The sequence below is a fragment of the Paenibacillus timonensis genome, from assembly GCF_022427145.1.
In the GTDB taxonomy this organism is placed as follows: domain Bacteria; phylum Bacillota; class Bacilli; order Paenibacillales; family Paenibacillaceae; genus Fontibacillus; species Fontibacillus timonensis.
The window spans coordinates 1-17,562 of the sequence record NZ_JAKSXN010000087.1; the positions used below are offsets into that span (position 1 = coordinate 1).

At 55.8% G+C, this 17,562-nt stretch carries 10 protein-coding genes; 8 read left to right on the forward strand and 2 right to left on the reverse strand.

Annotation, left to right across the window (positions count from 1 at the left end; all coding sequences use genetic code 11):
• Nucleotides 1–132: 132 nt before the first annotated feature.
• Together MJ257_RS22925 and MJ257_RS22930 are read left to right on the forward strand one after the other, a co-directional pair.
• Complete coding sequence (locus MJ257_RS22925) at nt 133–1,677, forward strand: response regulator transcription factor (protein WP_240271427.1); 1,545 nt, start codon at nt 133–135, stop codon at nt 1,675–1,677.
• Nucleotides 1,678–1,878: 201 nt separating this feature from the next.
• Nucleotides 1,879–4,740, forward strand: coding sequence for a glycoside hydrolase family 3 protein (locus tag MJ257_RS22930; RefSeq protein WP_240271428.1), 2,862 nt, complete (start codon nt 1,879–1,881; stop codon nt 4,738–4,740).
• Nucleotides 4,741–5,173: 433 nt separating this feature from the next.
• Here MJ257_RS22930 and MJ257_RS22935 read toward each other — a convergent pair whose 3' ends face one another.
• Nucleotides 5,174–6,079, reverse strand: a complete 906-nt coding sequence (locus tag MJ257_RS22935) for an AraC family transcriptional regulator (protein ID WP_240271429.1) — start codon at nt 6,077–6,079, stop codon at nt 5,174–5,176.
• 135 nt (nt 6,080–6,214) lie between these two features.
• Here MJ257_RS22935 and yicI point away from each other — a divergent pair, with 135 nt between their 5' ends.
• From yicI to MJ257_RS22965, 6 genes are all read left to right on the forward strand, one after another.
• Entirely contained in the window at nt 6,215–8,533 is a 2,319-nt protein-coding gene (yicI, locus tag MJ257_RS22940) for an alpha-xylosidase (protein ID WP_240271430.1), read from the forward strand.
• Between the two features lie 128 nt (nt 8,534–8,661).
• Complete coding sequence (locus MJ257_RS22945; RefSeq protein ID WP_372489882.1) at nt 8,662–10,455, forward strand: sensor histidine kinase; 1,794 nt, start codon at nt 8,662–8,664, stop codon at nt 10,453–10,455.
• A gap of 93 nt (nt 10,456–10,548) precedes the next feature.
• The gene (locus MJ257_RS22950) at nt 10,549–11,529 is read left to right on the forward strand and encodes an ABC transporter permease (protein ID WP_240271431.1); all 981 of its coding nucleotides are present in this window, start codon (nt 10,549–10,551) and stop codon (nt 11,527–11,529) included.
• Nucleotides 11,530–11,546: 17 nt separating this feature from the next.
• Complete coding sequence (locus tag MJ257_RS22955) at nt 11,547–12,452, forward strand: carbohydrate ABC transporter permease (protein WP_240271432.1); 906 nt, start codon at nt 11,547–11,549, stop codon at nt 12,450–12,452.
• Between the two features lie 232 nt (nt 12,453–12,684).
• Nucleotides 12,685–14,424: an ABC transporter substrate-binding protein gene (locus MJ257_RS22960; protein WP_240271433.1), complete on the forward strand. Its 1,740-nt coding sequence runs from the start codon at nt 12,685–12,687 to the stop codon at nt 14,422–14,424.
• A gap of 85 nt (nt 14,425–14,509) precedes the next feature.
• Entirely contained in the window at nt 14,510–16,912 is a 2,403-nt protein-coding gene (locus MJ257_RS22965; protein ID WP_240271434.1) for a glycoside hydrolase family 95 protein, read from the forward strand.
• Nucleotides 16,913–17,349: 437 nt separating this feature from the next.
• On the opposite strand, the gene MJ257_RS22970 is transcribed toward MJ257_RS22965, so the two are convergent.
• A partial coding sequence (locus tag MJ257_RS22970) for a hypothetical protein (RefSeq protein ID WP_240271435.1) occupies nt 17,350–17,562 on the reverse strand: 213 nt, incomplete at its 5' end.

The following is a 17,562-nucleotide window of genomic DNA, read 5'->3' on the forward strand; positions in this document are numbered from 1 at the left end:
TGTATCCATCAAAATAGTGCAATAAGTCAACAGAATAATGTTTGTGGGTAAAACAAAAATTATCTTATAATTAATGAAAACGCTTCATTATTCGCTGGAAGAACGAACCTTTTCCGGTCGGAGGAATGCCAAATGATTAAAGTGCTTATTGTTGACGACGAACCCAAGCTTAGGGAAGGCCTGCGTACGTTCATCGATTGGGAAGCCTGCGGCTACGAAGTTGTGGATACGGCGGCGAACGGGAACGAAGCACTGGATAAATATGAACGCTACCGTCCAGACCTCGTGGTGGCCGATATCCGCATGCCCGGCATGGACGGGCTGCAATTGATCGAAAAGCTCCGTATGCAGGACCCGCTCCTGCATATTTTGATTCTAAGCGGCTACGCGGATTTCAGCTATGCCAAGAAAGCCATGACGCAGCGGGCGGACGGTTATTTGTTGAAGCCGGTCGACGAGGATGAGCTGAAGGATTATCTCTGGAAGATCAAGCTGACGATCGACGAGGAGCGAGCTTCGCAGCAGTGGAAGCACGTCACGGCCGAATGGAACCGCGAAGCGCTGATCCAATCGGTTCTGACCGGCGAAGACGAAGACGATCCCGCGCCGCTATGCGAACGCGCCGGTGAGGTCGGCATCAGCGGGAAAGCATTTCAAATCCTGCTGCTGACCGCGCAATTCGAGGGGGACGGCGATGCCCAAAACAATGCGCTCGTCCGCAAGACGCTGGTTCGGCTGTTCGAGGAGCCCGGCCGCGGCTGGGCGTTCGCGATCCATGCCAAGCTTGGCGTCCTGCTTAAGGAACCGCTTCTCTCGGTAGAATTCGGGGAGATTTACCGCGAACTCGCCGGCGAGCTGGCCGAGGCGGGCATCCATTTTTCCGTCGCCCTAGGCGAGAAGGTCGGGTGCTTGACGGAAATCCGGGAATCCTATCGGACGGCTTGCGAGCTGGTGCGGCATCATTTCTTCCTGGATCAGGGAACGATCCTGACCCCGGATTCCTTACGGTCAGGGACTTCTTCGGAGCCGGGGCCTTCGCCCGAAGAGTTGGGAGAACAGCTCTTCTACGCGGTCGACATCGGAAATCGCGAGGCGGTCCAATCTTTGCTGCGCCAACTGGGCGAGGCCTATCGAACGGAAGGCGCGATGGAGAATGAAATCAAGAACCGTTACGTGGAGCTGCTGACGACGGTTTACAGCAAGGCGCTGAAACAGTCGCCGGAGCTGCAGAGCCGAGGCAAGGAGTTTTCCGACGGATTTTCCAAGATTCAGAAAGCGCATTCGATCCTGGAGCTGAATGGGCAGGCGGAACGCCTGCTGCAGCAAATCATGAATCAGCTCGGCGAAGACGGCAAACACCGGGAAGTCAAAATTATGCTAGACCTGATTCACCGGAACTACAGCGACAACCTCAAACTGGAGACGCTCTCCGGCATTTTCAATTATAATAGCGCCTATTTGGGCAAATTGTTCAAGAATACGACCGGGGAATACTTCAATACGTATCTCGATAAAGTACGGATCGAAAAAGCGAAGGGCTACCTGGAAGAAGGCTTAAAGGTCTATCAGGTGGCCGAAAAGGTCGGGTACACCAACGTCGATTATTTTTACAGCAAATTCCGCAAATACGTCGGCACTTCGCCTTCCGCTTACCGCAAGCAGTCCAACCATGCCTGATTCCTATTCTTCTTGGCCTCAAGCACCGACAGGTGCTTTTTTTGTTATGCGATTATTATATGAAAAGATAACTAATGTTCCGTGTATCGCGAGGAAAAGCGGCGGGCTATGATAGGATTGGCAAACCCACGCGGGTACAAGCAGGGCGTAATTCTTAAGCGCTTACAACGAAATTTTAGAATATGGGAGCGAGGTAATCGTATGACGGACAACACGTACCAATATCCTTATCAAAACCCCGATTTGCCGCTGGCGGAGCGGGTGAATGATCTGGTTTCCCGGTTTACATTGGATGAGAAAATCGAGCTGATGTGCCAGTTCCAAACGGAGGTACCGCGGCTCGGCGTCAAACAATACAAACACGGCACGGAAGGCGCGCATGGCGTCGCCTGGCTGGGAGAAGCCACGTCCTTTCCGCAAAACACCGGACTGGCCTGCACCTGGGATCCCGAGCTGATGCGTCAAATCGGATCGGTGATTGGCGATGAGGCGCGCGTGTATTTTCAGCGGAATCCGGAAGTTAACGGCTTAACGATCTGGGCGCCAACCGTCGATATGGAGCGCGACCCGCGCTGGGGCCGGACGGAGGAAGCCTACGGCGAGGATCCGCACCTCACGGGAGCGTTGACGACCGAGCTGGTGAAGGGCCTGCAGGGCGATCATCCGTTTTATTACAAAGCGGTGGCCACGCTGAAGCATTTTTACGGAAACAACAATGAAGTTGGCCGCGGCAGCGATTCGGTGAGCATCGATCCGCGCAATAAACGGGAGTATTATTTGAAGGCGTTTGAGCGGACGTTCCGGGAGGGCCGGGCCGGTTCGATGATGACGGCTTACAACGGGATCAACGGCACGCCATGTAACCTCAATCAAGAAGTGAACGATATCGTCAAAGGCGAATGGAACATGGACGGGTTTGTCGTTGGCGATGCCGGCGACGTGATGGGCACGGTCCTGGACCACCGTTACGTGGAATCCTACGCCGAAGCGGTGGCGGGAACCATCAAGGCCGGCATCGACAGCATGACGGACGATCAGCCGATCATGTTCCAGGCGCTGCGTAACGCATTGGAGCAAGGGCTGCTGGCCGAGTCGGATCTGGACCGCGCGCTGCGCAACGCCTTCCGCGTCCGCTTCCGTCTGGGCGAGTTCGATCCGGAGGAGCGAAACCCGTACAGCCGCGTGCCGGAGGCAAAGCTGTGCGCACCGGAGCATGCAGCTCTGTCGTTGACCGCTACCCGCGAATCGATCGTGCTGCTGAAGAACGAAGGCTTGCTGCCATTGTCGCAATCCTTAGGTTCGGTGGCGGTCGTCGGGCCGCTCGCGGACGAGGCGATTGCCGACTGGTACAGCGGCACGCCGCCGTACCGCGTAACTCCGCTGCAGGGCATGAAGAAGAAAATGGGCGAGCGCCCGGTTCAATTCGGAACCGGCCTGGACCGGATTCGCTTGCGCTCCGCGGCGACCGGCAAATATGTCCGGATCACGTCCGGCGAAGGAGCGGAGGCCGTTCTGACGGCAACCGGCGATAACGCGGCCGATGCGGCGGTATTCGAGCGGAACGATTGGGGCTGGGGCTCCAATACGTTGCGTTCGGTAGATTCCGGCAAATTCGTGACGGAGACCGATTCGGGCCTGCTGACGGCGACAGCGGGCGAAGCCAGCGGCTGGTTTGTAAAGGAAGTGTTCGATTTCCATCCGGCTTCGAACGGCAAGATCGAGCTGAAGGCGTGGAACGGACGTCCGATCGTCCTGAACGAACGCGGCGGCCTGATCGCGGTTGGCGAAAACGTGTTTGATAATGCTATTAAAGTGGATAGCAAACTGCCGGGCGAAACATGGATCGTGGAGATCGTGGAGAGCGGGATTGAGCAAGCCGTGAAGGCGGCTAAATCAGCGGAGACGGCGGTCGTCTTCGTGGGCAACAACCCGTTCATCAATGCGAAGGAAACGATCGACCGGGCCGACATCGTGCTGCCGCCGGCGCAGCAAGCGCTGATTCAGGCGGTAAGAGCCGCTAACCCGAATACGGTGGTCGTCATCGTCGGCAGCTATCCGTTTGCGGTCAACTGGGAGAACGAGCATGTGCCGTCGATCCTGTTTACGTCGCATGCCGCCCAAGAGCTGGGCCATGCCGTGACCGACGTGCTGTTCGGCGACTATAATCCGGCGGGACGCCTCAATATGACCTGGTACAAATCAGTGAACCAGCTGCCGGAGTTGAAGGAGTACGACATCATGAAGGGGAAACGGACTTATCAATATTTTGACGGCGAGGTGTTGTACCCCTTCGGGCATGGAATCAGCTATACGACGTTTGAATATAGCGGACTTGCGATGGATCGGACGACAGTAGGTCAGGACGGCGAGGTTCAGATTTCGTTTGATGTGCGGAATACCGGGAAAATGGCCGGGGATGAAGTACCTCAGCTGTACGTGCGAATCGGGCAGTCCCGGGTACCGCGGCCGCTGAAGCAGTTGAAGGGCTTTACCCGCCTGCATTTGCAGCCAGGAGAGTCGAAGCAGGTTGCGTTTAGGCTGAAAGCGGAAGAGTTGGCGTTCTGGGATGTGACCCGGGAGCGCTATTGCGTGGAGTCGGGCGAAGTTACGGTCATGGTCGGCCCCTCCTCAGGCGTGATTGCCTTGACGGCTACGCTTCGGGTGGAGGGCGAAACCGTGCCGCCGCGTTCGCTGCGCGAACCGGTCCGTGCGGTAAACTATGACGATTACGAGTACGTCTTCCTGGATGAATGCCGCGAAGGCGGCGAAAGCATCCGGCTGATAGACGAGCGCGGGTGGATTGCCTTCCGCGATGTCGAGCTAAGCGAAGGAACGTCCCAGTTCGAAGCCCGCGTGTCGGGGAACCTGAAGGGTGGCGAAATTGCCGTGACGCTCGATTCCCCGGACGGAGAGGCCGTGGTTACCTGCAAGATCCTGCCTACCGGCGGGCGCCAAGCCTGGACGACGGTCACCGTGGAAACCGCGGCCGGTTTGTCGGGACGGCATGATGTGTACCTGCATCTGCAAGGGGAAACGCAAATCAGCTGGTTCAAGATCTATTAGAAGGTTGCGTCACCGGATTTCTGCCGCTCTATTGAGCCAAACTATAGCAAGACGAAAATGAGCTGGAAATCCTCCAGCTCATTTTCGCATCAAGAACACCTATCAACCGAGTTGAACGGACTCATCGTAAATAACTGCACAGATGCATTTATTTTCGCGACTCCCCGTCCAAACGGCTAAATAGCTGCATAGGTACAGTTATTTTCTGCGATTTTATCAAAAATCAGCCTTTTCATGAGGAATAACTGCATTTACGCAGGTAATTTTAGGAGAACCCGAGAATCGGGGAAAATAACTGCGCTTCTGCACTTAATTTCCGCCGGCCATGCGAAATAACGTACAGCTAGCATGCACCCGGGACGTGAGGCTGGGATTATGTTCGATCCTTCGCACGCAAGCGCCCGCGTCGTTTGCCGCGCTCGCGCCAACCGTGCTAGACCTCCACCGGCGCCAGTAGCCGCTTGCGGAATTCCGAAGGCGAGCAGTTCATCGCCTTGCGGAACACCCGGATGAAGTAGCTGATGTTGTCGAAGCCGACCTCCAGCGCAATATCGGAGATTTTGCGCTCCGGCTCGCGCAGCAGCTCGGCAGCCTGGCGGATCCGGTATGAATTGATGTAGTCCATCGGCGTCTGCCGGGTCATCGATTTGAAGAAGCGGCAGAACTGGCCTTCGCTCATCGGGATCAGCGCCGCCAGCTCCGCCAGCCGGATTGGATGGCCGTAGTTGAGCTGGATATGCTGGATGACCGTTTTCAGCCGGTCGATCTTGGACGATTCGCTGCGGCTTCCGCCTAGGGACCGGTTGACGGCTCGGCCTGCCGCTGCGGTCTCTGCCAGCATCAGGTAGAGGTGCCCTTTGACCGCGCCTTCATAGCCGGGCGATTCGGTGCTGCAGCTGCGCATCATGGATACGATATGCTCCAGCAAGGAGAGGTTAGCCGCTTCCTCGCGCCGGATGTGGCGGGGAAACGTCGCTTTCCGCTCCTGAAGCGGCAGGACGAGGTTCTCCTGAACCGCGTCGTAATGCGCGCTGGCCAGCAACTGCGTGTCGAAGACGAGGGAGAAGAACGCACACCCCTGCTCGCCGTGGGCATGCGCGGCATGAATGTCGCCGCCGTCGATAAACACCGCTTCCCCGGCCCGGACCGGGAAGTAATCGGTATCGACCTGAAACAGCGTTTCGCCTTCGAGGCAATAGAAAAACTCGGCTTCATCGTGCCAGTGGCAGTCAATCACATGTTCGCCGGAGCCGTAGCGGTACCAATAGGTACCGAACGGCAGCCGTTCGTTGCCGTGACTCTTGCTCTCCTTCAGGGAGCGGCGGAGCGCTTGATCCATGCGTGTTCACCTCGTCAAAATAGTGTTATATTTTCGCTTGATAATGTTAGTTTATTCATCGTGGTATCAGTATAATGCAAGTATAGAACGTTTTCATTCGAAAAACAATGTGACGAGAAAGGCGGTATTTCCCATATGAAATTTACCGATGGCAACTGGCTGATTCGCGACGAATTTACCCTTTCCACTGCGGTGCAGGCTTATGATTTTCACGTGAAAGACCATACATTGATCGCTTCCGCATCGACGACGCCGATCCGAGGCCGCGGCGATATGATCAATACGACCTTGCTGACGATGCAGTTCCACTCCCCCTTGCCGGGTGTGATTGGCGTTAAGCTGATCCATTTTGCCGGCACGGTCGACCATGGTCCGCATTTCGAATTGGCGAAGGGCGGCGACCATGTCGAAATCTCGGAAAACGAACAATACGCCGAACTGAAAAGCGGCAGCCTTAGCGTCCGCATCAATAAGGGGCCGCAATGGTCCGTCGATTTCTACCGCGGCGGCGAGCGGATTACCGGCAGCGGTTTCAAATCGATGGCGCACGTGAGCGAAACGGGCGGCAACACCTATATGCGCGAAGAGCTGGACCTGCGCGTCGGCGAATGGGTATACGGGCTTGGCGAACGCTTCACCTCGTTCCTCAAGAACGGCCAAGTCGTCGACATCTGGAACAAGGACGGCGGCACGAGCTCCGAGCAGTCCTACAAGAACATTCCTTTTTACGTGACCAATAAAGGGTACGGCGTATTCGTGAACGATCCGGGCGCAGTTTCCTTCGAAGTGGCATCGGAAAAAGTCAAGAAAGTGCAGTTCAGCGTTCCCGGCGAATCGCTCGAATATTTCGTGATTGACGGTCCGGAGCCGAAGGACGTGCTGAACAAATACACCGATTTGACCGGCAAGCCGTCACTGCCGCCGGCCTGGAGCTTTGGCCTGTGGCTGACGACCTCGTTTACGACCGATTATGACGAAGCTACCGTGAACTCGTTCGTAGACGGCATGGCCGAACGCGACTTGCCGCTGCACGTGTTCCACTTCGACTGCTTCTGGATGCGCGAATTCCACTGGACGGACTTCAAATGGGACGAACGCGTATTCCCGGACCCGGTGGGCATGTTGAAGCGCCTGAAGGAAAAAGGCCTGAAAATCTGTGTTTGGATCAACCCGTATATCGGGCAACGTTCCCGCCTGTTTGAAGAAGGCAAGGAAAACGGCTATCTGGTCAAAAAAGCGAACGGCGATGTTTGGCAATGGAATTTATGGCAGCCGGGCATGGCGCTGGTCGATTTCACGAACCCAGCGGCCTGCGAATGGTTTGCCGGATATCTGCGCGAGCTGATCGACATGGGCGTCGACTGCTTCAAGACCGACTTCGGCGAGCGGATTCCGACGGATGTCGTGTACCACGACGGCTCTGATCCGGTGAAAATGCACAACTACTACACGTACCTCTACAATAAAGTCGTCTTTGAAGTCCTTGAAGAGAAATTGGGCAAAAATGAAGCGGCCTTGTTTGCCCGTTCGGCAACGGTTGGCGGCCAGAAGTTCCCGATCCACTGGGGCGGCGACTGCTACGCCGACTACGAGTCGATGGCGGAAAGCCTCCGCGGCGGCTTGTCGCTGGGCCTCGCCGGCTTCGGCTTCTGGAGCCACGATATCGGCGGCTTCGAAAACACGGCGCCGGCGCACGTGTTCAAACGCTGGTTGGCCTTCGGCTTGCTGTCCAGCCACAGCCGGCTGCACGGCAGCAGCTCGTACCGCGTGCCTTGGGCTTATGACGACGAGGCGGTGGACGTAACCCGGTTCTTCACCAAGCTGAAATGCCGGTTGATGCCGTATATGTTTGACACCGCGGTACAAGCGACGCAACAGGGCGTGCCGACGATGCGGGCGATGTTCCTCGAATTTCCGGAAGAACCGGCTTGCGATACGCTGGACCGTCAATACATGCTGGGCGACTCGCTGCTCGTCGCGCCGGTATTTAGCGAACAGGGCGACGTGACCTACTACTTGCCGGAAGGCCGGTGGACGCATATGCTGTCCGGTCAGACGGTAGAAGGCGGCAAATGGCGCAAAGAGAAATACGACTTCTTCAGCTTGCCGTTGTTCGTACGTCCGAACTCGATTCTGGCGACGGGCGCCAACGACGTTCGCCCGGACTACGACTACGCGGACGGCGTGGAACTGGGCTTGTACGCGATCGAAGATGGGGCAACGCTCTCTCGCACCGTGCGCAATGCCAAAGGCGATGCCGAGCTCCAAGTTACGGTCGTTCGCAACGGAAATCAAGTGAAGTTGACCGCCGAAGGCGCCGGCAAGCCCTTCTTCGTTACGCTGCATGGCATGGGCGAGGCGGCTGCGGTACAAGGCGCGGCATTGGCAGGTAACGGCGCGGTAGAAGTTGCAGCCTTCACGGGCAACACCGAACTGCAAATCACCTTGAAATAATTGGTCGTGGCCCTAACCGCTTGGGTAATTTAATATGTGACAGGCATCCCCTGCGCGCGGCAAGTGCCCGGGGATGCCGAAATATCCCTTTCCCCTTTACGAAGGGGATATTTCCATTTATATGAGAGGTGATCCGATTGTTAAGTAAATTGATCCGCATCACCAATAACCTGAGACTGAAGCATAAGCTGCTCATTTCCTATATCGTCGTGGTCATGATTCCGGTCCTGATCGTTGGGGTGGCCGTAACCGCTTACTTTCGTCATCAAGCTATGGATCGGGCGATCGCCCAAACGACCAACAACGTCGAGAAGGTGAAAACCCGAACCGCCACGATGCTCCGCGTGCCTACCGATATCTCCGATTTCTTCATGCTCGATAACAAGCTGGAGAAAATGGTAAACACCCGCTACCCCAATGTGCTGGAGCTAACCAAAGCGTATCTCGAGTATGATGATTTCCGCAATTATGACAGGACCTACCGAGAGGTTTCGGGGATCCGTTTTTACTACGACAACCCGACCTTGATCAACAACCTGGAATTAATCCCGGTGAACGAAGAAATCGAGGGCATGTATTGGTACAAGCAGGCGATGCAGAACAAGGATATCGGGTGGTTCTATATCAACGATAATCAGGAAGTCCCGGTCAAGCGGCTTAGCCTGGTTCGGCAAATTTCGTTTGAAGGAACCCGTAAGAGCGGCGTTCTGATGGTCATCATGAACCAGGAAGAGCTCAACCGGATGCTGCAGCAGGAGCCTTTCGAAACCCTCATCACCGATGATCTGGGTTACGTCGTGGCCGCGAAAAATCCGTCGTATGTCGGCAAAACGCTGGAAGCCTTGGATTACGGCATCGACCTGCGAACCCAGCAAAAAGGGACGTTTAAAGTAGATATCCAGGGCGTTCCGTCTTATCTCGTTATTGACACCTTGACGCCGGAAGCCAGCATGAACGGGCTGAAGTTTATCTCCGTGTTTGCGACGGAGCCGATCGTGAAAGATGCGAATACCGTCAGCCTTGTTGGACTCCTGATTATTATCCTCGTCCTCATGATCGCGCTGGTGTTCGTGTATACCGTTTCGTTCCTGACGACGAACCGGATGCTGCGGCTGAGCCGCCATTTGAACCGGCTGGCTTTAGGAGATTTGAACGTCGTATCGCGGATCGACGGCAATGACGAAATCGGACAGCTATCCCGGCAGTTTAACTACATGGTGGACAGCATCCGCCGGTTGATGGACCAGATCGTGGAGAAGACCGAACAAAACAATACGCTGGAGCTGGCTCAACGGGAGATCAAGCTGAAGATGATGGCCAGCCAAATCAATCCGCATTTCCTGTTTAACGCGCTGGAGTCCATCCGGATGAACGCCCACTTAAAAGGCGACAAGGAAATCGCCAACGTCGTGCGGCTGCTTGGCAAGATGATGCGCAAAAATCTGGAGGTCGGGCGGGAAAGCACGCCGCTGAAGGAAGAGCTGGAGATGGTCAGCTCCTATCTGGAGATTCAGAAGTTCCGTTACGAGGACCGGTTAAGCTATTCTTTATCGATCGATCCCGCGGCCAGCGCGATTCGGGTACCGCCGCTGATCATTCAGCCGCTGGTCGAGAACGCCGTCGTCCATGGAGTTGAGGACAAGGAAGACGGCGTCCATGTCGAGGTGAGGATCGAAATGAACGATGGGCGGGTTCGCATCGCGGTACGCGATAACGGGATGGGGATGACGCCGGAACGTCTGCGCGAAGTGATGAGCTTTATCTCCGGCACCAAGGAGCCGGAACAGAAGCGGATCGGTCTGCGCAACGTGCATCAAAGGCTCGTCCTTTCCTATGGGGAAGAGCATGGTTTGCAGATCCTCAGCGAGTATGGAGTCGGTACGGAGATTAGCTTTACGATACCGACCGGAAGCAATCTCTAATTTTTATATGGTTTTGTTCGAAATCTCTCGGGTATTTCGCCGGCCCCTCTTCCCTTATCATTAAGCTATAGCAGACAAGGGGGGAGAAAAGAGATGGAAACGCTGTCAACTCAGCCCGAGACCAGAAATGTAAGCGCAACCCCTAATCCGCCGAAGAAGCGGAAGACCGGTATCTGGCGGAGCGTTTTACAGCAAAAATATTTGTACTTCATGTCCATACCATTCGTCATCTGGCTGTTCGTATTCAACTACCTGCCGGTGTGGGGATGGACGATGGCTTTCCAAAACTATAAGCCGGCGAAATCCTTCTCCGAGCAGAAGTGGGTCGGATTCAAGAACTTCGTGGATCTGTTCCAAGACGAACGATTCTACCTGGTGCTTCGCAATACGCTGGCTATGAGCTTGATGGGGTTGATTGCGGGTTTCGTGATTCCGATTACCTTTGCGGTGCTGCTGAACGAGCTGCGCGGCAAATACTTCAAGCGCACGGTGCAGACGGTCTCGTACCTGCCGCACTTCGTGTCTTGGGTCGTCGTGGGGGGGATCATTACGAAAATGCTCTCGATCGACGGCGGGATCATCAACGAGGTTTTGGTTTCTTTGCACATCATTAACGAGCCGATTCAATTCATGGCCCAAGGGAAATGGTTTTGGGGAATTGTAACCGCTTCCGACGTTTGGAAAGAAACCGGCTGGAACGCCATCATTTACTTGGCGGCCATCACCGGTATCGATAAAGAGCTTTATGAGGCCGCACGGGTCGATGGGGCCGGACGCTTCCGGCAAATTTGGAACATTACGCTTCCGGGCATCCGGACGACGATATCGGTGCTGTTGATTATGTCGATCGGCCACTTGATCGGGATCGGCTTTGAGAAGCAGTTCCAGCTCAGCAACTCGCTGGTTACGGACTATTCCGAAGTGCTTGACTTGTATGCGCTGAACTACGGGATTAATATCAGCCGGTTCTCGTATGGTACGGCGATTAGTATGTTCACCTCCGTGGTCAGCATCATCCTGCTGCTTACCGCGAACGGTATCATGAAGAAAACAACGAAAGAAAGCATCATGTAGGGGGAGGGAGACGGAAGATGGCAAGTTCAAGCAAAGCCTTCAACGACACGCGGAGCGATAAAATTTTCAATATCTGCAATTTCATTCTGATGAGCGTCATTTTGGTCATCACGTTGTACCCTTTCCTGAACGTGCTGGCGATTTCGCTCAATGATTCCACGGACACCGTCCGAGGCGGCATTTACCTGTGGCCCCGGGAATTCACTTTAGAGAACTATAAGACGATTTTCAACTACTCCAGCCTGATTACGGGCTTCAAAATTACGATTTACCGGACGGTGCTCGGAACGGTGCTTGGTTTGATCAGCGCCTCGATGCTGGCCTATACGCTAAGCCGGCCCGATTTCAAAGCACGGAAGTTCGTGTCCACCTTCCTGGCGCTGACGATGTACTTCTCCGGCGGGTTGGTCCCGACCTACATGCTGATGCGTCATCTCGATCTGATCGGCACGTTCTGGATTTATATCCTGCCAGGGATTGTCAGCGCGTTCAACGTCTTCATCATCCGTTCTTTTATCGACGGATTGCCGTATGCGCTGCAGGAATCCGCCAAACTGGACGGGGCGAACGATTTTACGATTTACTACAGGGTCATCCTGCCGCTTTGTAAGCCCGTACTGGCAACGATCGCCTTGTTCCTGGCCGTAGGCCAGTGGAACTCTTGGTTCGACACCTATCTATATAACGGGAACAAAGCGCATTTAACTACCTTGCAATACGAGCTGATGAAAATCCTGCAGAGCACGAACCAAGGTGCAAAAATGATCAACGCCAACGATATGGCGAATCAGATGGCTCAGGTATCGCCCGAGTCCATCAAGATGGCCATTACGATTGTCGTCACGGTACCGATCCTGATCGTCTATCCGTTCTTGCAGCGTTATTTCGTTGACGGGATGACGTTGGGGGCCGTAAAAGCCTAACGTTACGCTTGCCGGGCAGAAGCTCGGAAGGCACCGCCGCCGGTTCCGCCTTCGCCGCAGACTAGCTGACGGCGGAGCGGGATCAAGCGAATGAAGTTTTCTTTTCAGCCAATGATGAAAGCCCTTTCTTATTCCGTGTTGCCGGGAGATTGGGAAGTAGGATTCGGTATCGGCAGGCGAAAGCCTGTTATACAATATAAGCTTTATCAAGACGACGAGGGGGAAAGTAGAAATGAAATGGAAAAGCCCTAAAGCTTTTGCAGCCATCTTGCTCGCGAGTATGATGCTGGTGGCAGGTTGCGGAAGCAACGGATACAATGCCGCCAATAACGGGAATGCAGGCAATGCCGGCAATACTGGAAACGCAGGAACCAATGCGGAAGCAACCGCAGATACAAGCCCTATTACCTTTACCTTCTTCGGCGCTGACGCTAGTCCGAACTGGAACAACATGCAGGACGATGTGGGCAAAGTCATTACCGAGAAGACCGGCGTTACCATCGAAGCTGAGTTTGACGTAGGCGCCGGGGGCGGCGAGAACAAAATCGCCCTGATGGCCGCGAGCGGCGACGTTCCGGATCTGATTTTTGCCAAAGGTGAATTGAGCAAACTGGTCGATGCCGGACTGATTGTTGACATGGCCCCATTGATTGAAGAGCATGCTCCGAACCTGAAGAAAATTTTCAGCGAGAACATGAACCGTCTGAAATACAGCAACGATGACCCGGCGATCTATTCGCTCTATACGAACGGCGGCGTGGATCAACAATATTTTGACGCCGGCGGCGGATTTGAAATTCAACAACGCGTCTTGAAAGAACTGGGTTATCCGAAGGTTCGCACGGTTCAGGACTTTGAAAACGTGCTGAAGCAATACGTTGAGAAGCACCCTACGACGGACGGCCAGCCAACGATTCCGTTGACGCTGAGCGCCGACGACTGGAGAATCATGATTACGGTAACGAACCCGGCGTTCCTGGCAACCGGCGCTCCGGACGATGGCGAATACTACGTCAATCCGGAAACGTACGAAGCTCAATTGCACTACAAACGTCCGGAAGAGAAAGAATACTTCCGTTGGTTGAACCACATGTACAATGAAGGTCTGTTGGATAAAGATACGTTCGTTCAAAAAGAAGACCAATACAAAGCAAAAATCGCCAGCGGCCGCGTACTGGGCCTGATCGACCAGGAGTGGGGCTATCAGGACGCTGAAAACGCGTTGAAAACCGCAGGTAAAGACGAGTACACTTACGCGCACTTCCCAGTCACCTTGTCGGAAGAATACGAAGATCATTCCTTCCAACAAGCGGGCGTTGACGGTTACGGCATCAGCATCACGACGGCATGTAAAGATCCGGTCCGCGCCATCAAATTCATCGACTGGCTGTCTTCCGACGAAGGTCAAGTTTTGAGAAACTGGGGGATTGAAGGCAAACACTATACGGTTGAAAACGGCCAACGCGTCGTTCCGGCCGACATTCAAGATCGCAAAGTCAATGACAGCACGAACTTCACGAAGGAATCCGGCATCAGCCAATACCGCATCTTCGGCGCCAACTATGGCGACGGCGTAAAAGATCCTTCGGGCAACTACTACACCACGAACTTCCCTGAACAAATCGTGGCAGGCTATACTGAAGCTGAAAAAGAGACGCTGAAAGCTTACAACGCAACAACTTGGAAAGACCTGTTCCCTGGCGAAGATGCCTTCCCGGCGAAGGATTGGGGCGCATTGTACAACATGCCTGTTCCTACGGACGGCGATTACCAAGTGATTTTCCAAAAAACACAGGATATCGTTCGTAAACGGATTCCTGAAGCGGTTCTGGCGAAAACGACCGACTTCGACAAGATCTATGACGCCTTCCTTGCCGAGTTGGATAAAGCCGGCGCGAAGGAAATGGAAGCCGAATATACGGAACTGGTTAAGAAGAGAGTCGAGCTGTTTACCGGCAAGGAATTGCAATAGTCAGATCTCTTAGAGAACTAAGGTGCAAAAAGGCCCGTGATTTCCTCGGGCCTTTTTTCGCCAATATGGGAGAATTCGAGAGGAGATGAGTACGCTGACCTATTCGGATCAAGCGGAATGGAAGCTATGGTACGATCGGCCCGCTTCCCGTTGGGAGGAAGCTCTTCCCGTCGGAAACGGGCGGATCGGCGGGATGGTTTACGGCGGGACAGATCGGGAATTGATCGCATTAAACGAGGATACGTTATGGTCGGGATTTCCCCGGGATCCTCAGAATTATGATGCCTTGCGTCATCTTGGACCGGCGCGCGAGCTGATTTTTGCCGGCAAATATAAAGAAGCGGAGAAGTTGGTGGATGCGAAAATGCTGGGCCGGCGCACGGAATCGTATCAACCGCTCGGGAGCTTGCGATTGGAGCAGGGAGAAGAAGGGGCGGAAAGCGTCGGTGCAGAACGCAAGGTTAGCGGGTTTCGGCGGGCATTGGATTTGGCGACGGGAATCGCTTCTACGAGCTATCGGATAGGCGAAGCGGCTTATGAGCGCGAGGTGTTTGTCAGCGCGGTCGACCAGGTACTGGTCGTGCGTATCGCTGCGCAGGGGGATAAGCCCGTTGATCTGGCTGCTTCGCTGGATTCGTTGCTCCGGCATCGGATCGTGGCCGCTCCGGCGGAAACGGCCCGCCTCAGGATGAAGGGCCGGGCGCCTAGCCACGTCGCCGACAATTACCGCGGGGATCACCCGCAATCGGTGTTGTACGAGGAAGGGCTGGGCCTCTCCTTTGAGGTACAACTGCTGGCGCTGCCGGAGGGCGGTACGGCGGAGGCGGACGAATCGGGCCGGCTGAGGGTGCGCGGGGCGAAAGCCGTGACGCTGCTGCTCGCGGCCGCAACGGACTTCGCCGGTTATGACAAGACGCCGGGGAGCGGCGGCATCGATCCGGCCGAGCGTTGCCGGGCCGTGCTGGCCGCGGCGGCGGAGATAGGCTACGAGCGGCTGCGCGAACGCCATGTGGCGGATCACCGCTTATTGTTTGGCCGCGTAGAGCTGCGGCTAGGCAGCGCTTCTGCGGCAGCGGAGCGGGCGGCCTTGCCGACCAACGAGCGGTTGGATGCCTACCGCAGCGGGACGGAGGATCTTGCGCTGGAGGCGCTGTATTTCCACTATGGCCGGTATTTGTTGATGGCAAGCTCCCGGCCGGGGACGGAGGCCGCCCATTTGCAGGGCATCTGGAATCCGCACGTGCAGCCGCCGTGGAACTGCGGGTATACGACCAACATCAATACGCAAATGAACTATTGGCATGCCGAGGTCGCAGGGCTGGCCGAATGCCATGAGCCGTTGTTCGGGCTGATTCGCGACCTGAGCGTTACCGGTGCCCGAACGGCGCGGATTCATTACGGATCCCGGGGTTGGGTAGCCCATCACAATGTAGATTTATGGCGCCAATCGACGCCAACGGACGGCGAGGCCAACTGGGCGTTCTGGCCGCTGGGCGGGGTGTGGTTGTGCCGGCATTTATGGGAGCATTATCAATTCGCGCCGGACGAGCGGTTTTTGCGGGAGACCGCGTATCCGCTGATGAAGGGGGCCGCCGAGTTTTGCCAGGATTGGCTGGTGACCGGGCCGTACGGACGGTTGGTTACGGCGCCTTCGACCTCGCCGGAGAACAAGTTCCTGGCGCCGGATGGCGGCGAGCCCTGCAGCGTGTCCGCCGGCAGCACGATGGATCTGTTCTTGATCCGCGAGTTGCTTGCGCACACGATCCGGGCGGCGGAGATTCTTGGCGTCGACGAGGCGTGGCGACAAGAGCTGGCCGATACGATTGCGCGGATGGCCCAGCCGCAGATCGGCCCGGACGGCCGGCTGCAGGAGTGGAGCGAGCCGTTTGCGGAAGCCGAGCCGGGACATCGGCACGTGTCCCATCTGTACGGCTTCTATCCGGGAGACGCGATCACCGTGCGACAGACGCCGGAGCTGGCGGAAGCCGTCCGCCGAACGCTGGAGGAGCGCATTCGGAACGGCGGGGGCCATACCGGCTGGAGCTGCGCCTGGCTGATCAACTTGTACGCCCGGCTGGGCGATGGGGAGACGGCGCACCGCTTCGTCGAAACGCTGCTGTCGCGCTCCACGTACCCGAACCTGTTCGACGATCATCCGCCGTTCCAGATCGACGGCAACTTCGGCGGCGCAGCCGGCATCGCCGAAATGCTGCTGCAAAGCCATATGGCCGGCATCGATCTGCTGCCGGCCTTGCCTGCGGCGTGGGCTAGCGGCCAAGTGACCGGCCTGCGGGCCCGCGGCGGGTTTATCGTCGACATGACGTGGGAGGAAGGCCGCTTAACGTCGGCCAACCTCACGTCGACGGTCGACGGCTGGTGTACGCTGCGCGGTTTGCGCGGCCTGACCGTCCGGCTGCCGGACGGCAGTACGGCGCAGGAAGGCGAACACTTCCCGACCGAAGCGGGAGTAATGTATATCGTGGAGTAGGAGTCCATAACCTCGCTGGGGCAGCGTCGCCGTTAATTGGCGATGGTCGACGATAGGCGGTGATCATGCCGACCGCGACGGACCCCTGGCGCTCACAACCTCAACCAACGCTCATGACGGACCACCGGCGCTCACGACACGTCTACTAACCTAACGACGTCCACCGGCGCTCACACCGTCCACCGTCGATCATGCCGCTCCGATGCCGTCTCCATCGCTTCGACTGCATATTTCGGCCGCCACCGGAGCGCGTATGCACGATGGACGGCGCCCGAGCGCTGCGTGTAATCATTTGTATGATGATAGTCATACAAAAGAAGCTACCCAAGCGATTCTGAGGAATTAATGCAAAAGTGCAGTTTTTTTGTTCGGAATTGACCTAACTATCGCAAATACCTGCAATAATGCAGTTTTTTAGGGTAAAAATCTCCTTATTCTCATTTTGGTTCAAAATTCCTGCACTTTTGCATCTTTTTAGCCTTAATCTTCAAAATCGGTGAAAACACCTGCACTTTTGCAGTTTTTCGTATCGGTTCCGCCAAGGCCGGCTTCACGATTGGTTTTACGCAACGTTGGTGGGGGTTCGGCTGCAGCCTAAGCCCGGGCCTGGAATGAACCGTTGACGACATCAAAAAAACCGCCCCCTTTCC

What these genes read in the sequence shown, in the direction of transcription:
- MJ257_RS22925 (WP_240271427.1), top strand. Translation starts at nt 133, where the DNA reads ATGATTAAAGTGCTTATTGTTGACGACGAACCCAAGCTTAGGGAAGGC.
- MJ257_RS22930 (WP_240271428.1), top strand. Translation starts at nt 1,879, where the DNA reads ATGACGGACAACACGTACCAATATCCTTATCAAAACCCCGATTTGCCG.
- MJ257_RS22935 (WP_240271429.1), bottom strand. Translation starts at nt 6,079, where the DNA reads ATGGATCAAGCGCTCCGCCGCTCCCTGAAGGAGAGCAAGAGTCACGGC.
- yicI (WP_240271430.1), top strand. Translation starts at nt 6,215, where the DNA reads ATGAAATTTACCGATGGCAACTGGCTGATTCGCGACGAATTTACCCTT.
- MJ257_RS22950 (WP_240271431.1), top strand. Translation starts at nt 10,549, where the DNA reads ATGGAAACGCTGTCAACTCAGCCCGAGACCAGAAATGTAAGCGCAACC.
- MJ257_RS22955 (WP_240271432.1), top strand. Translation starts at nt 11,547, where the DNA reads ATGGCAAGTTCAAGCAAAGCCTTCAACGACACGCGGAGCGATAAAATT.
- MJ257_RS22960 (WP_240271433.1), top strand. Translation starts at nt 12,685, where the DNA reads ATGAAATGGAAAAGCCCTAAAGCTTTTGCAGCCATCTTGCTCGCGAGT.
- MJ257_RS22965 (WP_240271434.1), top strand. Translation starts at nt 14,510, where the DNA reads ATGAGTACGCTGACCTATTCGGATCAAGCGGAATGGAAGCTATGGTAC.